23 protein-coding genes and 1 pseudogene are annotated in these 26812 nt (G+C 69.3%); 15 read left to right on the top strand and 9 right to left on the bottom strand.

Annotation, left to right across the window (positions count from 1 at the left end; all coding sequences use genetic code 11):
• The 8 genes from C665_RS08930 to ftsB form a co-directional block, all read left to right on the top strand.
• Positions 1–362: acyl-CoA thioesterase (locus C665_RS08930; RefSeq protein WP_004305933.1), on the top strand; the 362-nt coding region annotated here is incomplete at its 5' end.
• Positions 363–495: 133 nt separating this feature from the next.
• Positions 496–2484 carry an acetoacetate--CoA ligase gene (locus tag C665_RS08925; RefSeq protein ID WP_004305932.1) on the top strand — a complete coding sequence of 663 codons (1989 nt, stop codon included), beginning with the start codon at positions 496–498 and terminating at the stop codon, positions 2482–2484.
• A gap of 14 nt (positions 2485–2498) precedes the next feature.
• Positions 2499–3041: an isochorismatase family protein gene (locus tag C665_RS08920; protein ID WP_004305930.1), complete on the top strand. Its 543-nt coding sequence runs from the start codon at positions 2499–2501 to the stop codon at positions 3039–3041.
• A gap of 216 nt (positions 3042–3257) precedes the next feature.
• Entirely contained in the window at positions 3258–8087 is a 4830-nt protein-coding gene (locus C665_RS08915; RefSeq protein WP_004305928.1) for an NAD-glutamate dehydrogenase, read from the top strand.
• 82 nt (positions 8088–8169) lie between these two features.
• Positions 8170–9822: a CTP synthase gene (gene pyrG / locus C665_RS08910; RefSeq protein WP_004305926.1), complete on the top strand. Its 1653-nt coding sequence runs from the start codon at positions 8170–8172 to the stop codon at positions 9820–9822.
• Positions 9819–10658 (top strand): 3-deoxy-8-phosphooctulonate synthase, encoded by an 840-nt coding sequence (gene kdsA / locus C665_RS08905; protein WP_004305924.1) that lies wholly within the window; start codon positions 9819–9821, stop codon positions 10656–10658. Before pyrG ends, kdsA begins: the two co-directional genes overlap by 4 nt.
• Before the next feature lie 155 nt (positions 10659–10813).
• Positions 10814–12097 carry a phosphopyruvate hydratase gene (eno, locus tag C665_RS08900; protein ID WP_004305922.1) on the top strand — a complete coding sequence of 428 codons (1284 nt, stop codon included), beginning with the start codon at positions 10814–10816 and terminating at the stop codon, positions 12095–12097.
• A 98-nt stretch (positions 12098–12195) separates the two neighbouring features.
• Positions 12196–12468 (top strand): cell division protein FtsB, encoded by a 273-nt coding sequence (gene ftsB / locus C665_RS08895; protein WP_004305921.1) that lies wholly within the window; start codon positions 12196–12198, stop codon positions 12466–12468.
• A gap of 40 nt (positions 12469–12508) precedes the next feature.
• Here ftsB and C665_RS08890 read toward each other — a convergent pair whose 3' ends face one another.
• The 3 genes from C665_RS08890 to C665_RS08880 all read right to left on the bottom strand — a co-directional run bounded on the left by C665_RS08890 (position 12509) and on the right by C665_RS08880 (position 14487).
• A complete protein-coding gene (locus C665_RS08890) occupies positions 12509–13093 on the bottom strand; it encodes a C40 family peptidase (RefSeq protein WP_004305920.1) in 585 nt (194 codons plus the stop codon).
• A gap of 138 nt (positions 13094–13231) precedes the next feature.
• Positions 13232–13933, bottom strand: a complete 702-nt coding sequence (locus C665_RS08885) for an SIMPL domain-containing protein (protein WP_004305918.1) — start codon at positions 13931–13933, stop codon at positions 13232–13234.
• A complete protein-coding gene (locus tag C665_RS08880) occupies positions 13933–14487 on the bottom strand; it encodes a gamma carbonic anhydrase family protein (protein ID WP_004305916.1) in 555 nt (184 codons plus the stop codon). The genes C665_RS08885 and C665_RS08880 overlap by 1 nt, the downstream gene beginning before the upstream one ends.
• A gap of 187 nt (positions 14488–14674) precedes the next feature.
• Between C665_RS08880 and C665_RS08875 the strand changes: the two genes are divergently transcribed.
• The 4 genes from C665_RS08875 to C665_RS08860 all read left to right on the top strand — a co-directional run bounded on the left by C665_RS08875 (position 14675) and on the right by C665_RS08860 (position 18024).
• On the top strand, positions 14675–15520 hold the full coding sequence (locus tag C665_RS08875) for a 23S rRNA (adenine(2030)-N(6))-methyltransferase RlmJ (RefSeq protein WP_004305915.1): 846 nt from the start codon (positions 14675–14677) through the stop codon (positions 15518–15520).
• 107 nt (positions 15521–15627) lie between these two features.
• Complete coding sequence (locus tag C665_RS08870) at positions 15628–15945, top strand: nucleotide pyrophosphohydrolase (protein WP_004305913.1); 318 nt, start codon at positions 15628–15630, stop codon at positions 15943–15945.
• A 98-nt stretch (positions 15946–16043) separates the two neighbouring features.
• Positions 16044–17624: an inorganic phosphate transporter gene (locus C665_RS08865; protein WP_004305911.1), complete on the top strand. Its 1581-nt coding sequence runs from the start codon at positions 16044–16046 to the stop codon at positions 17622–17624.
• A 40-nt stretch (positions 17625–17664) separates the two neighbouring features.
• Positions 17665–18024 carry a DUF3301 domain-containing protein gene (locus C665_RS08860; protein ID WP_004305910.1) on the top strand — a complete coding sequence of 120 codons (360 nt, stop codon included), beginning with the start codon at positions 17665–17667 and terminating at the stop codon, positions 18022–18024.
• Here the strand turns inward: C665_RS08860 and folE are convergent.
• The 3 genes from folE to fabI are packed head-to-tail and all read right to left on the bottom strand — an operon-like array spanning position 18021 to position 20124.
• Positions 18021–18674: a GTP cyclohydrolase I FolE gene (folE, locus tag C665_RS08855; RefSeq protein WP_004305909.1), complete on the bottom strand. Its 654-nt coding sequence runs from the start codon at positions 18672–18674 to the stop codon at positions 18021–18023. The genes C665_RS08860 and folE overlap by 4 nt on opposite strands.
• A 59-nt stretch (positions 18675–18733) precedes the next feature.
• Positions 18734–19330 (bottom strand): hypothetical protein, encoded by a 597-nt coding sequence (locus C665_RS08850; protein WP_012585140.1) that lies wholly within the window; start codon positions 19328–19330, stop codon positions 18734–18736.
• Positions 19331–19344: 14 nt separating this feature from the next.
• Complete coding sequence (gene fabI, locus C665_RS08845) at positions 19345–20124, bottom strand: enoyl-ACP reductase FabI (protein ID WP_004305906.1); 780 nt, start codon at positions 20122–20124, stop codon at positions 19345–19347.
• Positions 20125–20311: 187 nt separating this feature from the next.
• On the opposite strand from fabI, the gene C665_RS08840 reads away from it, so the two are divergent.
• Genes C665_RS08840 through C665_RS08830 form a run of 3 tightly spaced genes read left to right on the top strand, consistent with a single transcriptional unit; the run spans position 20312 to position 22142 of the window.
• A complete protein-coding gene (locus C665_RS08840) occupies positions 20312–20821 on the top strand; it encodes an HAD domain-containing protein (RefSeq protein WP_004305904.1) in 510 nt (169 codons plus the stop codon).
• Between the two features lie 14 nt (positions 20822–20835).
• Positions 20836–21606, top strand: a complete 771-nt coding sequence (locus C665_RS08835) for a hypothetical protein (RefSeq protein WP_004305902.1) — start codon at positions 20836–20838, stop codon at positions 21604–21606.
• Positions 21606–22142, top strand: a complete 537-nt coding sequence (locus tag C665_RS08830; RefSeq protein ID WP_004305900.1) for a YaeQ family protein — start codon at positions 21606–21608, stop codon at positions 22140–22142. Before C665_RS08835 ends, C665_RS08830 begins: the two co-directional genes overlap by 1 nt.
• A gap of 48 nt (positions 22143–22190) precedes the next feature.
• Here C665_RS08830 and C665_RS08825 read toward each other — a convergent pair whose 3' ends face one another.
• From C665_RS08825 to C665_RS08815, 3 genes and pseudogenes are all read right to left on the bottom strand, one after another.
• Positions 22191–23075 (bottom strand): alpha/beta fold hydrolase, encoded by an 885-nt coding sequence (locus C665_RS08825; RefSeq protein ID WP_004305899.1) that lies wholly within the window; start codon positions 23073–23075, stop codon positions 22191–22193.
• 61 nt (positions 23076–23136) lie between these two features.
• Positions 23137–26289: an EAL domain-containing protein gene (locus C665_RS08820; protein ID WP_040828859.1), complete on the bottom strand. Its 3153-nt coding sequence runs from the start codon at positions 26287–26289 to the stop codon at positions 23137–23139.
• 256 nt (positions 26290–26545) lie between these two features.
• A pseudogene (locus C665_RS08815) lies at positions 26546–26812 on the bottom strand (ATP-dependent helicase); the annotation flags it as partial.

Here is a 26812-nt window from a genome sequence, read left to right as displayed (position 1 = left end):
TGGACGCCTACGGGCATGTCAACAACACGGTCTATTTCCGCTATTTCGAGCAGACCCGCGTCGAGTGGCTCGAACGGATGGGTTCCCGCGTCAGCGTCGAGGAGCCGGTGGGGCCGGTGATCATCAATGCCAGCTGCACCTTCCTCGCGCCGGTGAATTATCCTGCGACCGTCGTCATCAAGATGTATGCAGGCGATCCGGGGCGGAGCAGCGTGATGACCTGGTACGAGCTCTTCGTCGATGGCGACGAGCGCCTGTACGCCGAAGGTGCGGCCAAGACGGTGTGGATGGACATGCGCACCGGCAAGTCGGCGCCGATTCCGGATGTCGTGCGCGCGCTGTTCGACCCGCCCGTGGCCTGAATTGGCGCCGGCCGCCGAGTGCCCGGCCGCGCAGTGCGGTCACCCGCTCCGTCCGCGAAGCGTGGCCGCCCAGTTTCGACCCCCAGAGTTTTGACCCCCAATCATCGACACAAGAGGATGGAGAGGAGACCCGATGTATCCGACTGAGCAGAAACCCCTGTGGACCCCGTCCCCCGAGCGCATCGCCGCCGCCAACGTGACTGCCTTCCGGCTCGCGGCCGAGCAGCGCTGGAAGGTCTCGCTGCCCGATTACGAGGCGCTGCACGCCTGGTCGGTGGAGCACCCCGAGCCGTTCTGGACGAGCGTTTGGGAGGGCGACGGCGTCGGTGGCGGCGTGATCGGCACGCGCGGCGAGCGCGTGCTCGTCGATGGCCACAAGATGCCCGGCGCGCGCTGGTTCCCCGACGCCCGCCTGAACTTCGCGCAGAACCTGCTGCGTTCGCGCGACGCGCATGACGCGATCGTGTTCTGGGGCGAGGACCGGGTGATGAACCGCATGAGCCACGGCGAGCTGTACCGCGCCGTGGCCCACTTCGCCGCGGCGCTCAAGGAGCAGGGCGTGGTGGCCGGCGACCGCGTCGCCGCCTACATGCCCAACCTGCCCGAGACCGTCGTCGCCATGCTCGCCGCGGCCAGCCTCGGCGCCATCTTCACCTCGGCCTCGCCCGACTTCGGCGTGCAGGGCGTGCTCGACCGCTTCGGCCAGACCGAACCCAAGGTGCTGGTGGCCTGCGACGGCTACTACTACGGCGGCAAGACGGTGGATGTGCTCGGCAAGCTCGGCGAGATCGTCGCCCAGCTGCCCTCGGTCAAGCGCGTCGTGGTCGTGCCCTACGTGCATCGCGAGCACGACCTCTTGCACGTGCCGCACGCGCGCATGCTCGCCGACTTCGTCGCGCCCTTCCACTTCGTCGACGACATCGAGTTCGCGCAGCTGCCCTTCGACCACCCGCTCTACATCATGTACTCCTCGGGCACCACCGGCGTGCCCAAGTGCATCGTGCACTGCGCCGGCGGCGCGCTGCTGCAGCACCTGAAGGAACACAAGCTGCACGGCGACGTGAAGCCGGGAGACCGCGTGTTCTACTTCACCACCTGCGGCTGGATGATGTGGAACTGGCTGGTCTCCGCGCTCGCCGCCGAGGCCACGCTGCTGCTCTACGACGGCTCGCCCTTCGCCGGCGACAACCGCATCCTCTTCGACTACGCCGACGCCGAAGCGATGACGCACTTCGGCACCTCGGCCAAGTTCCTCGACGCCGCCGCCAAGTTCGGGCTCAAGCCGCGGGAGACCCACAAGCTCGACACGGTGCGCGCGATGATGAGCACCGGCAGCCCGCTGGTGCCCGAGGGCTTCGACTACGTCTATCGCGACATCAAGCCCGACCTGCAGCTCTCCTCCATCTCGGGTGGCACCGACATCATCTCCTGCTTCGTGCTCGGCTCCCCGGTGCTGCCGGTGTGGCGCGGCGAGATCCAGTGCCGCGGCCTCGGCATGGCGGTGGACGTGTGGGACGACGACGGCCGCCCGGTGCGCGGCGAGAAGGGCGAGCTGGTGTGCGCGAAGCCCTTCCCGGTGATGCCGATCGGCTTCTGGAACGACGCCGACGGCGCCAAGTACCATGCCGCCTACTTCGATCGCTTTCCCAATGTCTGGTGCCACGGCGACTTCTGCGAGATCACCGCGCACGGCGGCCTGGTCATCTACGGCAGGTCGGACGCCACGCTGAACCCGGGCGGGGTGCGCATCGGCACCGCCGAGATCTACCGCCAGGTCGAGAAGCTGCACGAGGTGGTCGAGTCGCTCGTGATCGGCCAGGACTGGCCGCCGCAGAACCCCAACGACGTGCGCGTGGTGCTGTTCGTGAAGCTGCGCGAGGGGCTCGCGCTCGATGACGACCTGACCAGGCGCATCCGCCAGACCATCCGCGACAACACTACGCCGCGTCACGTGCCGGCCAAGGTGCTGCAGGTGGCCGACATCCCGCGCACCAAGAGCGGCAAGATCGTCGAACTGGCGGTGCGCAACGTGGTGCACGGGCGCCCGGTGAAGAACCAGGAGGCGCTGGCCAACCCCGAGGCGCTGGCGCACTTCCGCGACCGCGCCGAGCTGCAGGGCTGAGGAGGATCGAAGACATGCTGATGAACCCGAAGAAGTCGGTGCTGCTGGTGATCGACGTGCAGGCGAAGCTCGCCCCCTTCATCCACGACAACGCCGCGGTGGTCGAGGCCTGCGTGTGGCTTGCGCGCGTCGCCGAGCGCATCGGCGTGCCGGTGGTGGTCACCGAGCACTTCCCCGAGAAGATCGGCGGCACGGTCGAGGCGGTGCGCGCGGCGACCGCCGGTGCGCACTACGTCGGCAAGCAGTTCTTCTCCGCCCAGGCCGATGGCTGCCTCGACCAGACCGCGGTCGCCGGCTGCGAGCAGGTGATCCTGTGCGGCACCGAGGCCCATGTCTGCGTGCAGCAGACCGCGCTCGACCTGCGCGGCGCCGGCAAGCAGGTCTTCATCGTCGCCGAGGCCTCGGGCTCGCGCGCTCCGGCCAACCGCGACCTCGCCTTCGAGCGCATGCGCGGCCACGGCATCGAGATCGTGTCGCGCGAGATGGTCGCCTTCGAGTGGCTGCAGCGCGGCGGCACCGAGCTCTTCCGCGAAGTCAATCGCGACTTCATCCGCTGAGGATGGCCGGCAAGGCCGGCCCTGCAGGATCACCCCGTCCGGCCCCTGGCGCGTGCGCGTCCCGAACTAGGGAAAACGTGCGTATCCATGCCGGACGGGTTGTTCTAGCCTGACCGCTTCGTTCCACGGCGATGCGATGTGCGCTCCCTCGACGCTGTCCATACCGAGCTCGCAGACCGTCCCGCCGTATCCAAAAGCGCAAGCGGGAGGTTGGAGATGGAGACACGGGAAGCAGGCCGGCTGGCCACGCAGGTCGAGGCGGTGATCGAGCAGATTCGCACCCGGATGCCCGCCGAGCAGGCCGAAGGGGTGTGTGCGTTCGCGAGCCGCTTTTTCGCCCAGGTGGCGCCCGAGGACCTGGAAGACCTCCCGGTGGGCGATCTCTACGGCGCCGTGCTCAGCCAGTGGCACTTCGTCGCCCGCCGCCAGGACGGCAGCAAGGTGCGCGCATTCAACCCGCGGCTGGACGAGCACGGCTGGGAGTGCCCGCACACCGTGGTGGAGATCGCCGGCGAGGACATGCCCTTCCTCGTCGACTCGATCACCATGGAGGTCGCGCGCCAGGGTCTCACCCTGCACCTGATCATCCATCCGGTGATGAACGTCGCGCGTGATGCCGAGGGCGGCTTCGTGCGTGTGGCGGAGCGCGGCGAGCAGGGCGAGGGTGTCGGCTTCGAGTCGATCATGCACCTGGAGGTCGACCGCCGCACCGACCCGCGCGACCTCGTTGCGCTGCAGCAAGGCATCGAGCATGTGCTTGCCGACGTGCGTGCCGCGGTCCGCGACTGGTCGGCCATGCGCGAGCGCCTGGCCGGCATCACCGCAGGGCTCGACGAGCTGCCGGTCAGCATCGACGCCGAGGAGACGCAGGAGGTGCGCGCCTTCCTCGACTGGCTCGCCGCCGACAACTTCGTGCTGCTCGGCTGCCGCGACTACGCGCTGGTCGAGACCGGCGAGGGCAACGAGCTGCGCATCGTCCCCGGCTCCGGACTGGGCCTGCTGCGCGGCGACGGTGACGAGGGGCAGTCGCGCTCCTTTGCTGCGCTGCCGCCGCAGCTGCGCGCGCAGGCCCACCTGCCGCATCTGCTCACGGTCACAAAGTCGAACTCGCGCTCCACGGTGCACCGGCCCGGCTATCTCGACTTCGTCGGCATCAAGACCTTCGGGGCCGACGGCCGGGTGAATGGCGAGCGTCGCGTGATCGGCCTGCTCGCCTCCACCGCCTACAGCGCCAGCCCGCGCCAGATCCCGCTGCTGCGGCGCAAGGTGGAGGCCGTGTTCGAGCGTGCCGGCCTGCTGCCCGGCGGCCACGCCGCCAAGGCGCTGCAGACCCTGCTCGAGCGCTACCCGCGCGACGAGCTGTTCCAGATCGAGACCGACGAGCTCCACGCCCACGCCATGGGCATCCTGCGCCTCGGCGAGCGCCTGCGCACGCGCCTCTTCGTGCGCGTCGATCCCTTCGAGCGCTTCGTGTCGTGCCTGATCTACGTGCCGCGCGAGCACTACAACACCGACCAGCGCGAGCGCATGCAGGCGGTGCTGATCGATGCCTTCAAGGGCAACGCCGCCGAGTTCGACGTGCAGTTTTCGGATTCGGCGCTCGCGCGCATCCTCATCACGGTGCGCACGCCCGAGGGTCGGATCCCCGCCTTCGACGTGCGCGAGATCGAGCAGCGCCTGATCCGTGCGGCGCGGCGCTGGGAGGACGAGCTGCAGCAGGCGCTCGTCGAGCAGTGCGGCGAGGAGCGCGGCCTGGCGCTGATGCGGCGCTACGGCGAGGGCTTCCCGGCCGGCTACCGCGAGGAATACTCCGCGCGCATGGCGGTGTTCGACATCGAGCAGATGGAGGCGCTCGCCGACGACGCGGCGCTCGGGCTCAACCTCTACGTGCCGCTCGAGGTGCGCGCGGGCCGGCTCAACCTGCGGCTCTACCACCTGGGCAGCCCGGTACCGCTGTCGCAGAGCCTGCCGATGCTCGAGAAGATGGGCGTGAAGGTGATGGACGAGCGCCCCTCCGAGATCGAGCGCCAGGACGGCAGCACGGTGTGGCTGCACGACTTCGGCCTGCAGTTTGCCGGTGCCGAGAACCTCAACATCCACGACATCCGCCCGCTCTTTCAGGAGGCCTTCCTCGCGGCCTGGCGCGGCGCCGCCGAGAACGACGATTTCAACCGCCTGGTGCTGCTCGCCGGGCTGTCGTGGCGTGAGGTGGCGGTGCTGCGCGCCTACGCCCGCCACATGCGCCAGGCGGCGTTCACCTTCAGCCTCGCCTACATGGAGCAGACGCTGGCGGCCTATCCACAGTTCGCGCGTGCGCTGCTGCAACTCTTCCGCGCGCGCTTCGACCCGGCGCTCGCGGGCGATCGCGAGGCCGCGTGCGCGACGCAGGTGGCGGCCATCGAGGCCGCGCTCGATCAGGTGGCCAACCTCGACGAGGACCGCATCCTGCGCCAGTTTCTCGCCCTCATGCAGGCGACCCTGCGCACCAACTGGTTCCAGCGCGGCGCGGACGGCGCCCCCAAGCCCTACCTCTCGTTCAAGTTCCTGCCGTCGAAGATCCCCAATCTGCCGCAGCCGCTGCCGATGTTCGAGATCTTCGTGTACTCGCCGCGCTTCGAGGGCGTGCACCTGCGCGGCGGCAAGGTCGCGCGCGGCGGCCTGCGCTGGTCGGACCGCATGGAGGACTTCCGCACCGAGATCCTCGGCCTGGTGAAGGCGCAGATCGTCAAGAACGCGGTGATCGTGCCGGTGGGCTCCAAGGGCGGCTTCGTGGTCAAGTGCCCGCCTGCGGAGGGCGGGCGCGAGGCCCTGCTCGCCGAGGGCGTGGCCTGCTACCGCAACTTCCTGCGCGGCCTGCTCGACCTTACCGACAACCTGGTGCAGGGCGCGGTGGTGCCGCCGGCGGACGTGGTGCGCCACGACGAGGACGACCCCTACCTGGTGGTGGCAGCCGACAAGGGCACGGCGAGCTTCTCCGACTACGCCAACCAGGTCTCGGCCGAGTATGGCTTCTGGCTGGGCGACGCCTTCGCCTCGGGCGGCTCGGTGGGCTACGACCACAAGAAGATGGGCATCACCGCACGCGGCGCCTGGGAGGCGGTCAAGCGCCACTTCCGCGAGATGGGCAAGGACATCCAGCAGGAACCCTTCACCGTGGTCGGCATCGGCGACATGTCGGGCGACGTGTTCGGCAACGGCATGCTGCTGTCGAAACAGATCCGCCTGGTGGCGGCCTTCGACCACCGCCACATCTTCATCGACCCCGATCCCGACCCGGCACGCTCGTGGGAAGAGCGCGCGCGCATGTTCGCGCTGCCGCGCTCGAGCTGGGACGACTACGACCGCGCGCTGATCTCGCAGGGTGGCGGAGTGTGGCCGCGCAGCGCGAAGTCCATCACGCTGTCGCCCGAGGCGCGCGCGGCACTCGACATCCAGGCCGCGCCCCTGGGCTTGACCCCGACCGAGTTGATCCGCGCCATCCTCACCGCACCGGTCGAGCTGGTCTACAACGGCGGGATCGGGACCTACATCAAGGCCGCCAGCCAGACCGACGCGGCGGTGGGCGACCGCGCCAATGACGCGGTGCGCGTCAATGGCGGCGAACTGCGCTGCAAGGTCTTCGGCGAGGGCGGCAACCTCGGCGCCACCCAGCTCGGCCGCATCGAGTTCGCGCTCGCGGGCGGGCGCATCAACACCGACGCGATCGACAACTCCGGCGGGGTGGACTGTTCCGACCACGAGGTCAACATCAAGATCCTGCTCGGCGGGGTGATCGCCGAGGGCGAGCTCACGCTCAAGCAGCGCAACGAGCTCCTCGCCGACATGACCGACGAGGTCGGCATCCTGGTGCTGCGCGACAACTACGCCCAGACCCAGGTGCTGTCGGTCACGCGCGCGCGCGGCGTGGCGCTGCTCGACGAGCAGGCGGAGTTCATCCGCCGCCTGGTGCAGGCCGGGCGGCTCAACCGCAAGCTCGAGTACCTGCCCGACGACGAGGAGATCGCCGAGCGCAAGGCCGCCGGCGTCGGCCTCACCAGCCCCGAGCTGGCGGTGCTGCTCGCCTACAGCAAGATCGAGCTCTACGACGAGGTGCTCGCCTCCGACGTGCCGGAGGACCCCTACATCCGCACCGCGCTCGAGCGCTACTTTCCCGGCCCGCTGCGCGAGCGCTTCCCGGCGCAGATCCGGATCCACCCGCTGCGCCGCGAGATCATCTCGACCCACGTGGTCAACAGCATGATCAACCGCGTCGGGCCCACCTTCGTCAGCCGGCTCAGGGCCGAGCTCGGCGCCTCGGCGGCGGACGTGGTGCGCGCCTACATGGCCACCCGCGAGGTCTTCGGCCTGGTGGCGCTGTGGCGCGAGATCGAGGCCCTCGACAACCGCATCGCCGACGCGGTGCAGACCGAGCTCATCCAGGAGTCGGGTCGCCTGGTGCAGCGCGGCACGCTGTGGTTCCTGCGTCACCGCCGCTGGCTGGCCGACCTGCAGGCGACGAGCGCGCATTTCTCGCCTGGCGTGGCGGCGCTCGCCGAGGGGCTGGCCGACTACGTCGCCCCCGCCTATCGCGCCGAGCTCGACGCCGCGGTGGCGCGCCGGGTGGGGCAGGGCGTGCCCGAGGCGCTGGCGAAGCGGGTGGCCGCGCTCGAAGAGCTTTACTCGGCGCTCGACCTGGTCGAGGTGGCGGTGGAGCAGGGGCGTGACGAGGCCACGGTGGCGCGGGTGTATTTCGCCCTCGGGGGCGAATTCGACCTGCACTGGCTCGGCCGCCAGATCTCCGGGCTGCCCGCGGACACGCGCTGGCAGAGCCTGGCGCGCGGCGCGCTGCGCAGCGATCTGTCCTCGCTCGCCCGCGAGCTCACCAGCGCGGCGCTGCGCAACGCGCCCGAGGGCGCGGACACCGAGGGCGTGCTGAATGCCGGGCGCGAGCGTGCCGCGGTGCCGCTCGAGCGCTACCAGCAGCTCCTCGCCGAAATCCGCAGCGCGCCGACGATCGACATGGCGATGCTGTCGGTGCTGCTGCGCGAGCTGCGCGGCATGGCCTGAGCGATCGCGCGGGAGGCACCCGGACTGCTGACGCGGTTCGGGTGCATCGGTTATCATCGCGCTTTCCCGCAGTACAGCTCCCATGACCAAATACGTCTTCGTCACCGGTGGTGTCGTGTCCTCCCTGGGCAAGGGCATCGCCGCAGCGTCCCTCGGGGCGATCCTCGAGTCCCGCGGCATCAAGGTCACGCACCTCAAGCTGGACCCCTACATCAACGTCGATCCGGGCACCATGAGCCCGTTCCAGCACGGCGAGGTCTTCGTCACCGAAGACGGCGCCGAGACCGACCTCGACCTCGGCCATTACGAGCGCTTCACCAGCGCCAAGATGAGCAAGCGCAACAACTTCACCACTGGCCAGATCTACGAGTCGGTGCTGAAGAAGGAGCGCCGCGGCGAGTACCTGGGCAAGACCGTGCAGGTCATCCCGCACATCACCGACGAGATCAAGGCTTACGTCAAGCGTGGCGCCGAGGGCGCCGACGTGGCGATCGTCGAGGTCGGCGGCACGGTGGGCGACATCGAATCGCTGCCCTTCCTGGAGGCCATCCGCCAGATGGGCTTCGAAGAGGGCCGCCACGGCACCTGCTTCATCCACCTCACGCTGCTGCCCTACATTCCGACCGCCGGTGAACTGAAGACCAAGCCGACCCAGCACTCGGTGAAGGAACTGCGCGAGATCGGCATCCAGCCCGACATCCTGCTGTGCCGCGCCGACCGTCCGGTGCCGGAAGACGAGCGCCGCAAGATCGCGCTGTTCTGCAACGTCATGCCCGAGGCGGTCATCGAGTGCCTGGACGCCGACTCGATCTACAAGATCCCCGGTCAGCTGCATGACCAGATGCTCGACCAGATCGTCTGCCACAAGCTCGACATCCTCGCGCGCGCGGCCGACCTCTCGGTGTGGGACAGGCTCATCCACGCGCTCGAGAACCCGAAGCAGACCGTGGATATCGGTTTCGTCGGCAAGTACGTGGACCTTACCGAGTCGTACAAGTCGCTGATCGAGTCGCTCAACCACGCCGGCATGCATACCGAGTCGAAGGTCAGGATCCACTACATCGACTCGGAGGATATCGAGCGCGACGGTTGCGATGTGCTCGAGTCGATGGATGCCATCCTGGTGCCGGGCGGCTTCGGCAAGCGCGGGACCGAGGGCAAGATCGCGGCCATCCGCTATGCGCGCGAGAACAAGGTGCCCTACCTGGGCATCTGCCTCGGCATGCAGCTTGCGGTGGTGGAGTTCGCCCGCGACGTCGCGGGCATGGAAGGCGCGCATTCGACGGAGTTCGAGCGCGACACCAGGTTCCCGGTGATCGGCCTCATCACCGAGTGGAAGGACCGCACGGGCAAGATCGAGAAGCGCTCCGAGGAGTCCGACCTCGGCGGCACCATGCGCCTCGGTGGCCAGCTCTGCCTGCTCAAGGAAGGCACGCTGGCGCGTTCGATCTACGGCGCCCCCGAGGTCATGGAGCGTCACCGCCACCGCTACGAGGTGAACAACACCCTGCTCGCCAGGCTCGAAGACAAGGGCCTGGTGGTGTCGGGCCGCGCGCCCGTCACCGACCTGTGCGAGATGGTCGAGCTGCCTGCGGACGTGCATCCGTGGTTCGTCGGCTGTCAGTTCCACCCCGAATTCACCTCTAACCCGCGCAAGGGTCATCCGCTGTTCACCGCTTATGTGAAGGCTGCGATCGCGCACAAGCAGGCTGCGGCCCCGAGGAGCGAAGCATGAATCTCTGCGGTTTCGAAGTCGGCCTCGACAAGCCGGTGTTCCTGATCTCCGGCCCCTGCGTGGCCGAATCCGAGCAGATGTGCCTGGACATCGCCGGGCAGATGAAGGAGATCTGCGCCGAGCTGGGCATCCCTTACATCTTCAAGGCTTCGTACGACAAGGCCAACCGCAGCTCGGGCAAGAGCTTCCGCGGCCATGGCATGGACGCCGGCCTGAAGATGCTCGAGGCGGTCAAGAAGCAGCTCGGCCTGCCGGTGCTGACCGACGTGCACACGATCGAGGAGATCCCGACCGTCGCCGCGGTGGTCGACGTGCTGCAGACCCCGGCCTTCCTGTGCCGCCAGACCGATTTCATCCACGCGGTGGCGGCCAGCGGCAAGCCGGTGAACATCAAGAAGGGCCAGTTCCTCGCCCCCGGCGACATGAAGAACGTCGCCGACAAGGCGCGCGAGGCCAATGGCGGCGCCGACACCATCATGGTGTGCGAGCGCGGCGCCTCCTTCGGCTACAACAACCTCGTCTCCGACATGCGTGCGCTGGCGATCATGCGCGACACCGGCTGCCCGGTGGTGTTCGACGCTACCCACTCGGTGCAGCTGCCGGGCGGGCAGGGAACCGCCTCGGGTGGCCAGCGCGAGTTCGTGCCGGTGCTGGCGCGCGCCGCGGTCGCCGTGGGCGTGGCGGGCCTTTTCATGGAGACCCACCCGGACCCCGCCAAGGCGCTGTCCGACGGCCCCAACGCCTGGCCGCTGCCGAAGATGAAGGCGCTGCTGACCGTGCTCAAGGACATCGACGCGCTGGTCAAGCGCCAGGGTTTCCTCGAGACCACGCTCTGAGACCCCATTTTTCGGGAATGCGGCTACCGGCGGACTGATGCGCGTCATCCGTCGCCGCTGCTCACGAGGCAGTCATCCGGTGCGAGCATGCTCCCCGCCGGGTCGCGTTCCCGCATGATCGATCCGAAACCTCCGTAACTGCTACAGGACTAGACATGAGTGCAATCGTTGATGTGATCGCCCGCGAGATTCTCGATTCCCGCGGCAACCCCACGGTCGAAGCCGACGTGCTGCTCGAATCGGGCGTGATGGGCCGCGCCGCGGTGCCCTCGGGCGCCTCCACCGGCTCGCGCGAGGCGATCGAGCTGCGTGACGGCGACAAGTCGCGCTTCCTCGGCAAGGGCGTGCTGCGCGCGGTCGAGAACGTGAACACCGAGATCGCCGAGGCCATCATCGGGCTGGACGCCGAGGAGCAGGCCTTCATCGACCGTACCCTGATCGAGCTCGACGGCACCGAGAACAAGTCGCGCCTGGGCGCCAACGCCATGCTGGCGGTGTCCATGGCGGTGGCCAAGGCCGCCGCCGAAGAGGCCGGCCTGCCGCTGTACCGCTACTTCGGCGGCTCCAGCCCGATGGTGATGCCGGTGCCGATGATGAACGTCATCAACGGCGGCGAGCACGCCAACAACAGCCTCGACATCCAGGAATGCATGATCATGCCGGTGAGCATGGGCAGCTTCCGCGAGGCCCTGCGCTGCGGCGCCGAGATCTTCCACCATCTCAAGAAGATCGTCGACGCCAAGGGCTACCCGACCACCGTCGGCGACGAGGGCGGCTTCGCCCCCAACGTGTCCGGCACCGAGGAAGCGCTCAACCTGATCCAGGAGGCCATCGTCGCCGCCGGCTACGTGCCTGGCCAGGACGTGCTGCTGGCGCTTGACTGCGCCGCCTCCGAGTTCTACAAGGACGGCAAGTACGAGCTGAAGGGCGAAGGCCTGTCGCTGACCGCCGCGGGCTTCACCGACTACCTCGAGACCCTGTGCGACAAGTTCCCGATCGTCTCGATCGAGGACGCCATGGCCGAGGGCGACTGGGACGGCTGGAAGATCCTCACCGAGCGCCTGGGCAAGCGCGTGCAGCTGGTGGGCGATGACCTCTTCGTCACCAACACCAGGATCCTCGCGCAGGGCATCGAGCAGGGCGTGGCCAACTCGATCCTCATCAAGATCAATCAGATCGGCACGCTCACCGAGACCTTCGCGGCAGTCGAGATGGCCAAGCTCGCCGGCTACACCGCGGTGATTTCGCACCGCTCGGGCGAGACCGACGATTCGACCATCGCCGACATCGCGGTGGGCCTGCGCGCCATGCAGATCAAGACCGGCTCGCTGAGCCGCTCGGACCGCATCTCGAAGTACAACCAGCTGCTGCGCATCGAGGAAGACCTCGGCGACACCGCCGCCTATCCGGGCAAGCGCGCGTTCTACAACCTGCGCTGAGCGTCCTGCAACGCTGATTCGCAGCGTCTCGAAGGCCGGCGGGCGACTCGCCGGCCTTCGTCGTGAATGCGCCAGTATCCATCTCCATACCCGTCTCCATGCGCTGGCCGATCCTCATCCTGATCGCACTCGTCGTGCTGTTGCAGTACCCGCTCTGGCTGGGGAAAGGGGGCTGGCTGCGCGTCTGGGAGGTCGATCGCCAGCTGCATGCGCAGCGCGAGGAGAACCTGCGCCTCGAGCAGCGCAACGCGGCGCTCGCGGCGGAGGTGAACGATCTCAAGTCGGGCAACGAGGCGATCGAGGAGCGCGCGCGTTTCGAACTCGGGCTCACCCGGCCGGGCGAGATCTACGTGCAGATTCCGCAGCGCTGAACCCTGGTCGCGGGTATCGCCGCCGTTCCGGCGACAGTCCTCAGTTGCTCGCGAGCAGCGTGCGCGCGCCGTCGATGCGCTGCGCGAAATAGCGGCTGGCGAGACGTTCGACCCGCACCCGGCCACGGCTGTTGGGCGCGTGCACGAAGCGCCCGTCGCCGATGTAGATCCCCATGTGCGAATGCCGGCGCTCCAGCGTGTTGAAGAACACCAGGTCCCCCGGGCGCAGTTCGTGCACCTCGATCGGGCGCGTGCGATCGGCGATCTGCGCGGCGTTGTGCGGCAGCTTGCGGCCGCTGATGTTCTCCACGATGTAGGCCACCATGCCGCTGCAATCGAGGCCCGCGTCCGGATTGCGCCCGCCGAAGCGGTAGCCGGTATCGAGCAGGCCGAGCGCGAAGAGCACCATTTCCTGCGTCTGGTGCTCACCCTCGAGAGAGAAATAGTGCCCGCTCGGCGCCACCGTGCGCGGTGGCGAGCCGGGGCCGGCGACCGGGGTGGTGCCGCAGCCCGCCAGCAGTGCGGCTACGGTGGCCACCCCGGCAAGCAGCGCCAGGCGCCGCTTGCCGATGCCGGCGTGCAGAGGGGCGGAAAGGAAGGCGCGAGGGAGGGGCTCGGGACTCATGGCGCGATCCGGTGCGAAAAGGATTTCTGCCAGAGTATGTCAGGACCCGCCCAGGCCGGCAAGGTCTGCTTTCAGATCAGGGGTTTGGAGAGGTTTTCTCGAAGAAGGCTGAAGTCGGGCCCGCGCGGGGCGCGGTCTTCAGTCGAGCAGTTCGATGCGTCCGCCGACCTGCACCGACACCCGGCTCTCGCCGCCCTCGAGTGGCGCCGGGGCGGCCTCCGCGGCCATCGCCGCCGCGCGCATGCGCGGCATCGGCGGAGGCTGCAGGCCGTGCTCGCCGACCGACAGGTGGGCGATGCGGTAGCGCCGACCGAGGGTGTCGGCGATCAGTTTCGCGCGCGCCTCGAAGGCGCGCAGGGCGTCGACGGTGACGTCGGAGACGGCCTTCCTGCGCGTCTCGGGGGCTGGTTCCATGCTCAGCTGGGCGAGCGCCAGGCTCTCCTGGAGCTTGCCGACGAGCTCCGACATCGCCGCCGTGTCGGTGCTCTCGAGGCGGAGCTCGGAACGCATCCGCCAGGCGGTGATACGGCCCTGGCCGTCCTTTCCGTATGCCGGCCAGGTCGAGACGTTTCCGCTCTGCACCTTGACGGCACCCTGCGCGCGCGCGAGTTCGAGCGCCGCGGCGATGTCGCGGTTCACCTCGCGTGCCACCGCGGCCGCGCTCGCGCCGCTGCGCTCTGCATACATCACGGCGACCGCGAGGTCGTTGGCGGCCGGGCCACTGGCCTCGGCCGCGAGCTCCACGGTGGGCGGGGCGGGAGTGTCGGCGGCAAGCGCCGGCGCCGACTGCAGCGCCGCGAGCGCGGCGAGGGTGGCGAGGGTGGCGAGCGCGGTGCGCATCACTGTTCCGGCTTCGCGATCACGCTGGACGGCTCCAGCGCGCACAGGCGGTCGGCGTAGAGGCGGGCGTTGTCCACGTAGTTGTGGGCGTTGACCACCAGGTTCTCGACCTCGGTGTCGCTCAGCGTGCGGATCACCCGGCCAGGAGAACCGACCACCAGCGAGCGGTCGGGGATCACCTTGCCCTCGGGGATCAGGGTGTTGGCGCCGACGATGCACTGCTTGCCGACCACCGCGTTGTTGAGGATCACCGCGTTGATGCCGATCAGGCTGCCGTCGCCGATCGTGCAGCCGTGCAGCATCGCCATGTGGCCCACGGTGACGTGCGTGCCGATCGTCAGCGGGATGCCGTCGTCGTTGTGCAGGACAGAGCCGTCCTGGATGTTGGTATCGTCGCCGATCGTGATCGGATCGTTGTCGCCCCGTACCACGACGTTGTACCAGATGTTGACGTTGCGGCCCGCAGTGACCGATCCGATGACCGTCGCGTTGTGGGCGATCCAGCTTCCCTCGCCGAAGCTCGGCCGGCGGTCGCCCAGGGCGTAGATGCTCATTTTCGTTCTCGCTGTCGATGTCTCGCGCCGATGCTGCGCAGCGCCAGGGGGGCAGGCATCATAACAAGCGCCTCGCGGCCTGCAAACAGCGCCCGTGCCGTGAATGTCGCCGATCCGGCGGGTTTTTCGCGATTTTGAGCCCCCTGCCGGCGGGTGATAGGATGCGCCCGCCCTTCAGGAAGTCCACATGCTCAGTTACCGTCACGCCTTTCACGCCGGCAATCACGCCGATGTCCTCAAGCACCTCGTCCTGATCGAGCTGCTCGACTACTACGGTCGCAAGGACAAGCCCTGGTACTACATCGACACCCACGCGGGGGGCGGCTGCTATGCGCTCGACAGCGAGCAGGCGGGCAAGACCGCCGAGGCGGCGGACGGCATCGGCCGGCTGTGGGGGCACGAGGACCTGCCGCCAGCAGTCGCCGCCTATGTCGCGGCGGTCGGGCAGTTCAATCCGCAGGGCAGGCTGTTGTTCTACCCGGGCTCGCCGGCGCTGGCCATGACGCGTGCGCGCGCCCAGGATCGCCTGCGCCTGTTCGAGCTGCATCCGGCCGACTTCGAATCCCTGCAGCGCACCTTCGCCAGCGAACAGGAGCGCGTGCAGGTGCGCCGCGCCGACGGCTTCGCCGCGCTCAAGAGCCTGCTGCCGCCGCCCTCGCGGCGGGCGGTGGTGCTGATCGATCCGCCCTACGAGGTCAAGGACGACTACCGCAGCGTGGTGGACACGGTGCGTGACGCGATGCGGCGCTTTCCCACCGGGACCTACATGGTCTGGTATCCGATGCTCGCCCGGGCCGAGGCCCGCCAGTTGCCCGAGCGCCTCGCCGCGCTCGGCGCCGAGAGCTGGCTGGACGTGCGCCTGGCGGTGCGCGACGCCCCGCGCGACGGCATCGGGATGTTCGGCAGCGGCCTTTACGTGATCAACCCTCCCTGGGTGTTGCCGCAGCGGCTCGAGGCCGCGCTGCCCTGGCTCGTCGAGCACCTGGGGGTCGATGGCGGTGCGGGCTTCGACCTCGAGCACCACATCGAATGAGTCCGTCCCGGAATGCCGAGGGTGGGCCCGCCGGCCCGACGGTCGCGGAGGGCGCTCCGAGTGCTGCAGGCCCGTCGCCCGACGGGCTCCGCGAGCTGCGCGACGCGATGCGGCAATTCGCCGCCGAGCGCGCCTGGGAGCCCTTCCATACGCCCAAGAACCTCGCGATGGCGCTCGCCGGCGAGGCGGGCGAGGTGATCGAGCATTTCCAGTGGCTCACCGCCGAGCAGTCGATGGCGCTGCCGCCGGCGACGCGGGACGAGGTCGCTCTCGAACTCGCCGACGTGCTGCTGTACCTCGTGCGCCTCGGCGACGTGCTCGGTGTCGACCTCGCCGATGCCGCACGGCGAAAGATGCGCATCAATGCGGAGCGCTACCCCATCGAGCGCGCACACGGCCGCGCGGACAAGCACGACCGTCTGTGAGGGTGCAAGCGAGGCGTTGCGGCGGAGTCTTCATTCACGTTGGGCCGCGGCAAGATTTCTGAAACAATATCGTCTTTCTTGTAACACGGAATTCCATCGTGGACTTGCAGCACATCAGCGACATCGAGAAGGCAGCCCATCAGGGTCGGGGCGAGGTCTTCCGCCTCGGCATGGGCGTGCTCTTCATCGTCGGGGTCATGTTCTACTCGGCGCTCAGCGGCACGGGCGAGGGCAGCATGACCCTGGTCATGGCGGCGATGATCGGCGGCTACATGGCGATGAACATCGGCGCCAACGACGTCGCCAACAACGTCGGCCCGGCGGTCGGCTCCAAGGCGCTCACCCTGGCTGGCGCGCTGGTCATCGCGGCGATCTTCGAGGCCGCCGGTGCGCTGATCGCCGGCGGCGAGGTGATCGGCACGATCCGCAGCGGCATCATCGATCCCGACCTCATCAAGGATTCCGACACCTTCGTGTGGATCATGCTGGCCGCGCTGCTCGCCGGCGCCTTGTGGCTGAACCTGGCGACCGCGGTCGGGGCGCCGGTGTCGACCACGCACTCGATCGTGGGCGCGGTGCTCGGCTCCGGCATGGCCGCCGCCGGCCCCTCGATCGTCGATTGGTCCACCATGGGCGAGATCGCGGCGAGCTGGGTGATCTCGCCGCTGCTCGGCGGGATCTTCGCCGCCGCCTTCCTGTATCTCGTCAAGCGCAGCATCACCTACCAGGTGGACATGGCCGCGGCCGCACGCCGCACCGTGCCGGTACTGGTCGGCCTGATGGCGTGGACCTTCGTCAGCTACCTGATCCTGAAGGGGCTCAACCGGGTCTGGAAGGTGGACTTCCTTCCCGCCGTGCTGTACGGCCTGATTTTCGGCGCGCTGGTGTTCGTCCTGGTGCGCAAGGCCCTGCACGGCAGCAGCGGCATCGTCGCCAACACCAAGGCGAGCGTGAATCGGCTCTTCACCGTGCCGCTGATCTTCGCCGCCGCGCTGCTCAGCTTCGCGCACGGTTCCAACGACGTCGCCAACGCGGTCGGCCCGCTGGCCGCGATCGTCGATGTGGTCAGTTCCGGCGGCGTGGTGCACAAGGACGCGGCGATCCCCACCTGGGTCATGATGGTCGGCGCGATCGGGATCTCGCTCGGGCTGGCGTTGTTCGGGCCGAAGGTGATCCGCACGGTCGGTTCCGAGATCACCGAGCTCGACCAGATGCGCGCCTATTGCATCGCGATGGCGGCGACCTTGACCGTGATCGTCGCCAGCCAGCTCGGCCTGCCGGTGAGCTCCACGCACATCGCGGTCGGCGGGGTGTTCGGCGTCGGTTTCCTGCGCGAATACCTCAAGAGCAACTACGACCGCATGGTGGCCGAGATCAAGGCCCACCACCCCGAGGGCGACCTCGCCGCGATCGAGGCCTTCATCGCGCGTTTCGAGAAGGCCTCGATCGAGGAGAAGGGGCAGATGCTCGCCGACCTCAAGCAGCGCTCCAAGAACGCGGACGATCCGGCGCACTTCTCCAAGGGCGAGCGCAAGGGACTCAAGAAGGTCTATCGCCGCGAGCTGGTCAAGCGCTCGCAACTGATGCGCATCGCCGCCGCCTGGGTCATCACCGTGCCCGCTTCTGCGCTGATGGCCGCGGTGCTGTTCTTCATGATCCGCGGGATGATGCTGCCCTGATCATCCTGTTCGTCATGATCGCGATGCCGGGGGCCGCGGCGTGAGCTTCGTCGAGCTGCTCGTCCTGCTCGCCCTCGGGGCCGTGGTGTGGTTCTGGTTCGACAGCCTGAAGGCGCGCGAGATCGGCATCGAGGCCGCGCGCCGCGCCTGCACGCGCGAGGGCGTGCAGTTCCTCGACGAGACCGTGGCGGGGCAGGGCCTGCGCCTGGCGCGCGACGACAACGGTCGCGTGCTGCTGCGGCGGGGCTATGCCTTCGAATACTCGGTGGGCGGCGACGACCGCAATGCCGGCAGCGTGGTGCTCGAAGGCCGCGAGGTGGTGCTGGTGGACGTCTCCGCGCATCGGCTCGCACGTCGCGCGGTGGTCATCGACCTGCACCCGCGCGACCCGTCGGCCTAGCGCCGGCGCTCCTCGATCGCGCGCAGGAACTCGTTGCGCGCCTGCTCCGAACGTTCGAACTCGCCGGCGAAGGCTTGGGTGATCACGCGTTCGTCGCCGCGGCGGTCCTCGCCGAGCAGCAGGCAGAGCTGTTCGGCCTCGATCACGCAGGCCGCGCCCGCGGCGTGGCCGTGGCGCATCAGCGCGTCGGCGATGTCGCGCGTCATCCACTCCTGGTAGGTGAAGCGGTGGCCGATCGCGTCCACCAGGCGGGCGATGCGGCCAAAGCCGTGCAGGCGGCCGCCTGGCAGGTAGGCGACGTGGGCGACGCCACGGAAAGGGACGAGGTGATGCGGACACACGCCATGGACCGCGATGCCGCGAATCACCACCATGTCGCGGCGCGCATCCTCGAAGCCGTCACCGAGCACCTCGGCGGGGTCGAGCTCGTAGCCCCCGAGCAAGCGCCGCTGCCAGAGCTCGCGCACGCGCTGCGCGGTGCGTCCGGTATGGGCGTTGTCGGGGGCGATGCCGCACGCACGCAGCAGGTCGCCGACGGCCTTCTCGAAGGCGGGCGCGTCGAAGGCGCCGCTGCGCGGAATGCCGACGCCGGCGGGGCGGGGAGAGTGGGGGTGGTCGTGACCGCAGGGGTCGTGCGCGGGAGGGCTCATGGTGGCGTCCGGTGCGGTGCCCTGCGGCACCCGAGCCGGCATGATACCCGCAAGCCCGTTCAGGCGATGAACACCGGGTCGGAGAACACCAGCGTGCCGTCGGCGCGCATCATCAGGTTGTTGGCGTTGAGGATGTCGGGCAGGACCTGATATTCCTCGACGAAGTCGGACAGGGCCCGCAGGGCTTCCTGCAGGCTGTCGCCGACCTTCATCGGCTCGACCGTGAGGTGGTAGAGCGCGATCCGCCCCATGTCCGCACCGAGCCGGCTCCACTGCGCGCACGCCGACCAGTAGCACTCGATCAGGCGACGCGAGAGTTCTGCCGCGGGGGAGCCCTCGGCGAGCGGATAGAGGCGCTCCATCTCGATCAGATGGAAGGGATAGCCCGACTGTGCGCGGCCGATCACCCCATGATCGGCGAATACGATGGGGAAATGCGGGCCGCGCGGGCGGTCGTCGGCGGTGTAGAGGAAGTAGTCGGCAGGGGAGCTGACGATCTTGTAGACATGCTCCCCGTCGCCCTTGTCGATCACGATCGAGTACTCGCCGCGACCGATCTCGGTCTTGCCGTCGAGCAGCGGATGCGACGGCACGGCGTCGGGCAGCAGGATCGCCTGCCGTCCGAGCATCGCGCGCGCCGCATCCATGTCGATCATGATCTCCTCGCTGCTCACGCCATGATGTTATAGCCGGCGTCGACGAAATGCACCCCGCCGCTGATCAGTCGGCCGGCGTCCGAGACCAGGAAGGCGGTCAGCGCGCCGATGTCCTCGGGGGTGACCAGGGCATGCATCGGCGAGCGCTCGACCGCGGCCGCCATGAGGCCGTCGAAGCCCGCGATCCCGGAGGCGGCGCGCGTCATCAGCGGGCCGGGGGAGACCGCATTGACGCGGATGCCCTTGGCGCCGAGCTCGGCCGCCATGTAGCGGGTGGCGGCCTCGAGCGCGGCCTTGCACAGGCCCATCACGCCGTAGTTGGGGATGACCTTCTCGGAGCCGAGGTAGGTCATCGTCACCAGGGCACCGCCGCCGGCCTTCTCGAGCAGCGGCTCGGCCTTCTTGGCCAGGCGCACGAAGGAGTGGGTGGACACGTCCATCGCCAGCGCGAAGCCGTCGGCCGAGGTGTCGACCACGCGGCCGTGCAGGTCGTCGCGCTTGGCGAAGGCCATGCTGTGGATGGCGAAGTCGAGCTTGCCGTGGCGCGCCTCGATCGCGCCAAAGGCGGCGTCCATGGTTTCGGGGCGGGTGACGTCGAGCAGGTGAACGTCCTCGACGCCGAGGCGGTGGATCACCGGCTCGATGAAGGCGCGCGTCTTCTCGTTCTGATAGGTGATGATCAGCGTCGCGCCGGCCTGGGCGCAGGCCTCGGCGACGCCGGTGGAGATCGACTTCTCGTTGGCGATGCCGGTGATGAGGCCGACCTTGCCCTCCAGATTGACGATGGGGGTCATGATGGATTCCTTTTCTCGGGTGAGTGTTGTTGCGGCGCAACGGCAGCGAGCATAAGCCGGCCTGTGCGACGCGAATGTGATGGTTCGTGAAATCGGATACGCGGTGGTATCGGTGCCGGTACAGTATATTGCGCATTGCAGCATCCACAAATTGCCGGCCGCGGCATTCTTCGCCGGAGCAGGGAACATGACACGCAACGCATACATCTTCATGGACTTCGACGGCGTCACCCACCCCTGGGGCGAGGTCGAGGATTTCCGTTGTCTCGTGCACATCGAGGCGGTGGTGAGGGAGTTCCCCGAAGCGCGCATCGTGATCGCCTCCGACTGGCGCATGCTGTTCTCGCTGCCCAAGCTGGTCGCCCGCTTTTCCGAGGACATCCGCCCGCAGATCGCCGGCGCCACGCCGCACCTGCTGCCCAAGACGGGCGCCGAGCTGCACGGCCTGCGCGAGCGCGAGGCGATGGCCTGGCTGCGCCAGCACGGCGCCGATCCGGGCGAGGCGGCGTGGTGCGCGCTCGACGACGCGCCGGGCAACTGGCTGTCGCGTTCGCGACTGGTGCTGACCGACTTCAAGCGTGGCTTCACCTCCGAGGATGCGGTCGCCCTGCGCCGCATGCTGCAGGGCTTCCGCGACGGGGTGCGCAACCAGGTCGGCCAGGTCGCGCACTCGCTGTGGGCGCGCGACAGCGCCTGATGGGGGGAGACGCCATGAACCCCGCCGAGCAGACCCTGCCGCCCGACCCGCTTGCGCACCGAGTCGACGCCTCGACCCAACGCCAGGCGGCGCGGCTGGCCGAAGAGAGCTTCGCGCGCCTGTTCCGGCTCAGCGTCGCCGAAGGCGATGCTGCGCGGCTGAAGGGCGTGGAGCAGTTGCGCGTCGACCTCGCCGACTGGGTGTCCGCGGCGGCCGACCCCGAGGCACAGGCGCTGCGCCTCGCCTTGCTGCTGTCCGGGATGGACCAGTGGGGGATGGCCTGGAGCCGGGCCTTCGGCCTGGTGGCGATCCCCGCGCTGACCGAGCTCATCGGTGCGCTGCGCACTGGTCTGGATGAAACCGCCGAGGCGCGCTTCCTGCGCCACTTCGAAGGGATCTCCGCCGTCGAGGAGAATGCCATCGACTTCAAGGTCGAGCTGCGCCGTGGGCTGCATCTGGCGCTGTGGCATGCCTCGATCGCCACCGAGCATCGCGACGAGGCCATGCGCCTCGCCGGCGAGCTCGGCAGCCAGCTGCTCGCGCTCGCGCGCAGCATGCCGGTTGCGGGCTGGCGGCTGGTGGCCGACGCGCTCGCCTTCATCCAGATCCGCTGCCTGGCCGAAGGGCTCGCTGCCGAGGGCGTGGCCCAGGAGGCCACACAGGCCTTGTTCGGCGCCTTGGCGCGCGAGCTGCCGGCGCCGCAGCGCGACCTCGTGATGGCGCATTCCGCGCGCGCGGTGATGGCCTGGCAGCAGGCCGGCCGCGCTTCGCCGCAGGTGCACTGATGGCGCTCAAGGCCACGGTCTTCAAGGCCGACATCCAGGTCGCCGACATGGATCGGCACCACTACGCCGACTATTCGCTCACCCTCGCGCGTCACCCTTCCGAGACCGACGAGCGCATGATGGTGCGCCTGCTCGCCTTCGCGCTCTTCGCCGACCCGGCGCTCGCCTTCGGCAAGGGGCTATGCGTCGATGACGAGCCCGACCTGTGGCAGAAGGACCTCACCGGCGTCATCGAGCGCTGGATCGACGTCGGCCAGCCCGATGACAAGTGGGTGCGCAAGGCCTGCGGGCGCGCGCGCGAGGTGGTGGTGCTGGCCTACGGGCGGGCGCTGGAGGTGTGGTGGAGCGGGGTGCGCGGCCGCCTCGAGCGCCACGGCAACCTGAAGGTGTTCGAGCTCGAACGCGAGGCCAGCGCCGAACTCGGCCGCCTCGCCGAGCGCACGATGCGCCTGCAATTCACCATCCAGGACGGCCACGTGTTGGTAACCAACGGGCGCGAGACCGTGTCGCTCGAGCCGCGCAAGCTCACTGCCTGAACCCCGGTGCGCGGCGCGCGACAGCCCACGGCGCGGCCGCCCGGGCCCTCAGCGCGGGCTGTCGCGCAGGAATGCGGCCACCCTTTCGGCGGTCGCCTGCGGATGCTCGAGCATGAAGCAGTGTCCGCCCTCCACCTGCACGCATTGCACGTTGGCCTTGCCTGCCGCCCAGCGCGTGACCGAGCGCCGCGCGAAGGCGAAGGTGTCGCGCCCGTGCAGCGCGAGCACCGGCTGCTCGATGCGGGCAAGCGAGGACCACAGCCGGCGCGGGTAGGACGCGAAGATCTCGGCCTCGCGGGTGGGCCGGCACTTGAGCTCCACGCCACCGCCCGGCACGTCGCGCAGCGCATGGTCGATATAGGCCTGGAAGGAGTCCTCGCTCCAGCCGCGGAACACCCCGCGCCCGTGCAGCCCCGCATGCGCGGCAGCGCGGTCCGGCCAGTGGTGGCGTCGCGTGCGTGCCTTGGCGGCGAGCTTGTTGCGCGAGGCCAGCCCGACGAGGTCGGAGAGCGCCATCATGCCGATCATCGCCGGGGTGAACAGCACCGGGTCGAGCAGCACACCACGGCTGAAGGCGTGCGGATGATGCGCCAGCATCAGGCAGGTGAGCACGCTGCCGAAGCTGTGGCCGGCGGCATGCACGGGTACCGTGCCGAAGCGCGGCGCGTGCGCGAGCCAGGCCTCGGCGGCCATCTCGGCAGCATGGTTCCAGCCGCGGAAGCGGCTGCCGTGGTCGCTGTCGCCATGACCCTGCACGTCGGACAGGAAGAGGTCGAAATGCGCGCTCAGGTGCGCGAGCATGGGCGCATAGGTGAGCGAGCTGAGCCCGTTGCCATGGAGGAAATGCAGCACCGGGCGACCGCTCGGCGGGCTGTGGTGGCCGCGCAGCGTGAAGCCGGCGGAGGTGTGATGCGTCCAGCTTTGGAGCTTCATGATTCGGCGTATGCCGCGGCTGCGAGCGCGGTCGTGGCGGAGGTCGGATTGTAGGGCCAGATCAGATTGGCGGGCAGCGGCCGGAGCTCGCGCATGCCGCATCGTCGGCGCAGGGTGCGAGAGTCTGCCATGAAACCCAGCCGGGGATGTGCTCGACCGGCATCGGCCGGGCGATGCCGAAGCCCTGGCCGAGCCTGCAGCCGAGGGCAAGCAGGGCCGCTGCGTGGGCGGGCGTCTCCACGCCTTCGGCGATCACCTCGCGGCCGAAGGTGCGCGCGAGCTGCACCACGGCGCCGACGATCGCGCGCGCCTCGCCGTCCTCCAGCATGTCGAGCACGAAGCTGCGGTCGATCTTGAGGCGGTCGAAGGGCAGCTGGCGGAAGTGGCGCAGCGAGGCGTAGCCGGTGCCGAAGTCGTCGAGCGCGATGCGTACGCCGAGGCGATGGCAGGCCTCGAGCACGTCCATCGCCAGCACCATGTCGTCGAGCGCAGTGGATTCGAGGATCTCGAGCTCCAGGCGCTCGGGCGGGATGTCGGGGTGGCGCTCCAGCGCGCTGCGCACGCTGGCGACGAAGCCCGCCTGCATCAGCGGACCGGGACCGACGTTGACGCTTACCCCGATGTCCAGCCCGGCCGCGCGGCAGTGCTCGAGGGCGCCGAGCGCGTGGTCGACCACCCACTGACCGAGCCGGGTCTCCAGCTCGGTGCCTTCGAGGTCGGGCAGGAACTCGCCCGGCGCCAGCAGGCCGCGCTCGGGGTGCTGCCAGCGCAGCAGGGCCTCCATGCCGAGTGGCCGCCCGTCGACCATGTCGGCCTGGGGCTGGAAGTGCAGCACGAACTCCTGCCGGCGCAAGGCCTGGTCGAGGCGCTCGAGGCGTTCCTTGCGCACGCGCTGCTGTTCCTCGACGCTGGCGTCGAAGAACTGGATGCAGTTGCGTCCGCGCTGCTTGGCGCGGTACATCGCCTGGTCGGCGTGGCGCAGCAGGGTGTCGGGGTCGGCGTCGTCCTCGGGGAAGAGGGTGACGCCGATGCTCGCGGACACGCATACCTGCTGGCCGGCGAGCGCAATCGGCGTGCGGATGGCTTCGAGCACGCGCTCGAGCACGCGCTCGCCTTCGATGTCCTCGAGCAGCAGCACGAACTCGTCGCCGCCGAGGCGGGCCACGGTGTCGCTGGCGCGCAGGATCGCGCCGAGCCGGTCGACGATGCCGATCAGCACCTGGTCGCCGGCCTCGTGGCCGAGCTGATCGTTCACCGGCTTGAAGCCGTCGAGGTCGATCACGCAGACCGCGAGCGGCTTCCCTGTGCGCCGAGAGTGTGCGATCGCCTGGCGCAGGCGGTCGTCGAGCAGGCGGCGGTTGGGTGCGCCGGTGAGCGGGTCGAAGTAGGCGATGCGGTTGAGCTCCTCCTCATGCTTCTTGAGCCGGCTGATGTCGGAGAACATCGCCAGATGGTGGATCACCCGACCGCGTGCGTCGCGCACGCGGCTGATCGAGAGCACCTCGGCGAACTCGCTGCCGTCCTTGCGCCGGTTCCACAGTTCGCCCTGCCAGTGGTCGTGCTCTTCGATCGCCTGCCACATCGCACGGTAGAACTCGCGCCCCTGGCGGCCCGAGGCGAGCATGCCGGGGTCGCGGCCGAGGCTCTCCTCGCGGCTGTAGCCGGTGATGCGGCAGAAGGCCGGGTTGACGTCGACGATGCGGTTGTCGACGTCGGTGATCAGGATCGCCTCGTAGCTCGACGAGAACACGCTCGCGGCCAGGCGCAGGCGCTCCTCGTTCTCCTTGCGCCGATCGATGTCGATCTGCGCGCCGGTCAGCAGCAGCGCGCGCCCGTCCGCGTCGCGGCGCACGGCGAGCGCGCGGTCATACACCCAGATCCAGCGTCCGTCGCAATGGCGCAGGCGCAGGTCGTGCTCGTAGAAGGCGGTCTCGCCGCGGATGTGGCGATCGAGCTCGCGCTCGGCCTCGGCGAGGTCCGCGGGATGCACGCGCTTGCGCCAGCACGCGCGCCCTTCGCCGTCGCAGTCCTCCGCCGCCAGCCCGAGCATCGCCGCCCAGCGTGCGTCCATCTTCCACTCGCCGGTCTCCAGATTCCATTCCCAGCTGCCGGCCTGGGTGGCCTCGATCACGTTGCGCAGGTGGTGGCGATCGAGTTCGATCTCTGCTGCCAGGCGGCGCGCGGCGGCGTTGGCCTGCGACAGCGCCAGGTTGCGCTGCGCCAGACGCACCAGCAGCAGCACGATCGCCAGGGTCGCGAGGCCGAGTACGAAGATCGTCTCGTGGTAGCGCGCCCACACGTCGTTCCAGGTAAAGGGTGGAGTGGCGTCGAAGGGCGGCAGGCGCAGTTCGCGCAGCATCTCCTCGACGCGGGCGTAATCGGCGGGGATGGTGAAGCCGTGGATGCCTGCGGCGCGCGCGGCCGGGTCGGCGGTTTCGAGGCCGAGCGCGAGTGCCGCCACCTTGCGCATCAGGGCCGGGTCGGCCTGACGAAGGGCGACGAGGGGCCATTCGGGGTAGAGGCGTGTGGAACTGCGCAGCGGGAAGCCCGGATGCTGCAGGGGATGCAGCACACGCAAGCCGGAGAGGTCGCGCCCCTCGGCGACGAGCGCCTCGAAGAGGCCGGTGCGGACGAAGCCGGCGTCGACGCGGCCGTCGAGTACCGCTTCGACGACGCTGTCCTGGGTCTGCCGCAGCGTGAACATGCGCAGCGAGCCGGGGTCGATGCCGGCGGCCTTCATCTCGAGTGCCTGCGCCGGATAGGTGGCGAGGAAGTTGGCATGGGTGGTGCCGACGCGCCTGCCCCGCAGGTCGGCGAGGGTCTTCAGGCTGGCGTCCGCGGCGCGCACCAGGATCACGCCGCCGAACTCGCTCAGGGCCTGGCCGCCGGCATCGGCGACCACGGTGGCGATGGCACCGGAGAGCGGATTGGATGCGCGCAGCTCGATGAAATGCACCGGGTTGGTCAGCAGCAGATCGATCTCGCCGGCGGCGAGGGCGCGCTGCAGTCCGGCGTCGTCGAGCGCGTGCAGGCGTACCTCGACGCCGTCCAGGTGCTGGTTCAGGTAGTCCACGAAGGGCTGCCACGAGGCCTCGACGAGCGCCTTCGGGCGCGCCGAATAGACGCCGAAATCGAGATCCGTCCGGGCGTGCAGAGCCGCGCTGCCGAGGCTCAGGCAGACCAGCAGGACGACGGTGCGGAGGAGTCGTCGCATCAGCACGGGATGGCCACCGAGTCCGTCGCGCGATGCGCCAGCAGGCTCGACGTGCGCGCACGGCAGCGGCGCGCGGGCGAGTCTTCGGGCTGGCGGAGAGCGTCACGACACATCGACGGGAGAGCTATGGGACAACTGCCCATTCTAGGTCTTTCGGGATGCCTGCGGCAGGCGATTCGGCGGTGCCGTGACGCAGTTCGCGCAGCAGCCGGGCTGCGTGCCCCGGGGCAGGGGCACGCAGCCCGCGCTCCGGCCTTCAGTCCTCGCGGCGGCGGAAGGGCTTGCCGGCACGCTCGCCCTGGCGCTTCACCGGCGCGGAGTGGCCGCCAGCCTTGCGGTCGGTGGCCGGCGGGCGGCGTTCGTCGTGCGGTCGACGCTCGTCGTGGCCGCGAAAGCCCCCGCCACCCGGCTTGCCGGCGTAACCCGCGCCAGGCTGGTTCGGGCGCGCGCCACCGAAGTCGCGCGGGCGGCGCTCGCCGTCCTGCGCGTGCGAGCCGTCCGTGCCGCGTTCCGGCCGCGCCGG

Source organism: Thauera aminoaromatica S2, assembly GCF_000310185.1.
Classification (GTDB): domain Bacteria; phylum Pseudomonadota; class Gammaproteobacteria; order Burkholderiales; family Rhodocyclaceae; genus Thauera; species Thauera aminoaromatica.
This window is presented reverse-complemented; position numbering and strand designations above follow the sequence as displayed.

Bases quoted from the DNA above. Each gene is read 5' to 3' on its own strand.
- C665_RS08925 (WP_004305932.1), top strand. From the start codon at position 496: ATGTATCCGACTGAGCAGAAACCCCTGTGGACCCCGTCCCCCGAGCGC.
- C665_RS08920 (WP_004305930.1), top strand. From the start codon at position 2,499: ATGCTGATGAACCCGAAGAAGTCGGTGCTGCTGGTGATCGACGTGCAG.
- C665_RS08915 (WP_004305928.1), top strand. From the start codon at position 3,258: ATGGAGACACGGGAAGCAGGCCGGCTGGCCACGCAGGTCGAGGCGGTG.
- pyrG (WP_004305926.1), top strand. From the start codon at position 8,170: ATGACCAAATACGTCTTCGTCACCGGTGGTGTCGTGTCCTCCCTGGGC.
- kdsA (WP_004305924.1), top strand. From the start codon at position 9,819: ATGAATCTCTGCGGTTTCGAAGTCGGCCTCGACAAGCCGGTGTTCCTG.
- eno (WP_004305922.1), top strand. From the start codon at position 10,814: ATGAGTGCAATCGTTGATGTGATCGCCCGCGAGATTCTCGATTCCCGC.
- ftsB (WP_004305921.1), top strand. From the start codon at position 12,196: ATGCGCTGGCCGATCCTCATCCTGATCGCACTCGTCGTGCTGTTGCAG.
- C665_RS08890 (WP_004305920.1), bottom strand. From the start codon at position 13,093: ATGAGTCCCGAGCCCCTCCCTCGCGCCTTCCTTTCCGCCCCTCTGCAC.
- C665_RS08885 (WP_004305918.1), bottom strand. From the start codon at position 13,933: ATGCGCACCGCGCTCGCCACCCTCGCCACCCTCGCCGCGCTCGCGGCG.
- C665_RS08880 (WP_004305916.1), bottom strand. From the start codon at position 14,487: ATGAGCATCTACGCCCTGGGCGACCGCCGGCCGAGCTTCGGCGAGGGA.
- C665_RS08875 (WP_004305915.1), top strand. From the start codon at position 14,675: ATGCTCAGTTACCGTCACGCCTTTCACGCCGGCAATCACGCCGATGTC.
- C665_RS08870 (WP_004305913.1), top strand. From the start codon at position 15,628: ATGCGGCAATTCGCCGCCGAGCGCGCCTGGGAGCCCTTCCATACGCCC.
- folE (WP_004305909.1), bottom strand. From the start codon at position 18,674: ATGAGCCCTCCCGCGCACGACCCCTGCGGTCACGACCACCCCCACTCT.
- C665_RS08850 (WP_012585140.1), bottom strand. From the start codon at position 19,330: ATGATCGACATGGATGCGGCGCGCGCGATGCTCGGACGGCAGGCGATC.
- fabI (WP_004305906.1), bottom strand. From the start codon at position 20,124: ATGACCCCCATCGTCAATCTGGAGGGCAAGGTCGGCCTCATCACCGGC.
- C665_RS08840 (WP_004305904.1), top strand. From the start codon at position 20,312: ATGACACGCAACGCATACATCTTCATGGACTTCGACGGCGTCACCCAC.
- C665_RS08835 (WP_004305902.1), top strand. From the start codon at position 20,836: ATGAACCCCGCCGAGCAGACCCTGCCGCCCGACCCGCTTGCGCACCGA.
- C665_RS08830 (WP_004305900.1), top strand. From the start codon at position 21,606: ATGGCGCTCAAGGCCACGGTCTTCAAGGCCGACATCCAGGTCGCCGAC.
- C665_RS08825 (WP_004305899.1), bottom strand. From the start codon at position 23,075: ATGAAGCTCCAAAGCTGGACGCATCACACCTCCGCCGGCTTCACGCTG.
- C665_RS08820 (WP_040828859.1), bottom strand. From the start codon at position 26,289: ATGCGACGACTCCTCCGCACCGTCGTCCTGCTGGTCTGCCTGAGCCTC.